General features: G+C 49.8%; 1 protein-coding gene. It reads right to left on the bottom strand.

Going from position 1 to position 659, the window contains the following annotated elements; all coding sequences use genetic code 11:
- Positions 1-227: 227 nt before the first annotated feature.
- Positions 228-659 (bottom strand): hypothetical protein (locus tag FDX01_RS04485; RefSeq protein WP_249360869.1); only part of this gene is annotated, 432 nt, incomplete at its 5' end.

The raw sequence follows: 659 nt of genomic DNA, 5'->3' as shown, positions 1-659 counted from the left end.
TCCGGAAGAGCATCAAGAGCAGCCTTGTATTCATTGAATTTTTCCATAAATGACAGAAACTTTTCGTCATTTACGTCGATATCAACAATGGATTTAGCTGCCATTGAAATAGCCCCTTTCCTTTAATGCGGAGAGAATAAAGCGCTGACGATACTGGGATGGGCTGGCAAATTCCTCGCCAGCAATCTCCCGTATGACATGTCTGAAACCCTCGCCAGACGCCCAGTCTAGGAGGGTATAAACGACGTTTCCTGCTGGGCATTCTGGTTCGGGGTATCGGTATCCGTTTTCGACGTCAATAAAGAATCTCGCCACTCCGTAGCGCTCGATAAGGTTAACTGACCACCGAACATACCGATCACACTCCCCACCGTCGGTTTGATGAGTTCCGGTTTCTGAATGGCAGAGGAAACCATAAAAAAAACGATTTCACCCTCCACCTCTCGAAACTCATCTGGGGAGATGATGCCCGTTTTCATCGCTGCACCCAGCGGGGTGGATTTCCACTGCCCGTTATCATTAAAAACCACAGTGGTTTGCCGCTGGATTTCATCAACAATATTCGGCCCGGTCTGTCCGGTAACAGCCTGTTCCTGTTTGATTTTCTTACGAAGCATCATAGCGGCCACGCGGGCCGCTCCGAGACCGCCAACCTGCGC

The organism is Citrobacter sp. wls613 (assembly GCF_005281195.1).
In the GTDB taxonomy this organism is placed as follows: domain Bacteria; phylum Pseudomonadota; class Gammaproteobacteria; order Enterobacterales; family Enterobacteriaceae; genus Citrobacter; species Citrobacter gillenii.
This window is presented reverse-complemented; position numbering and strand designations above follow the sequence as displayed.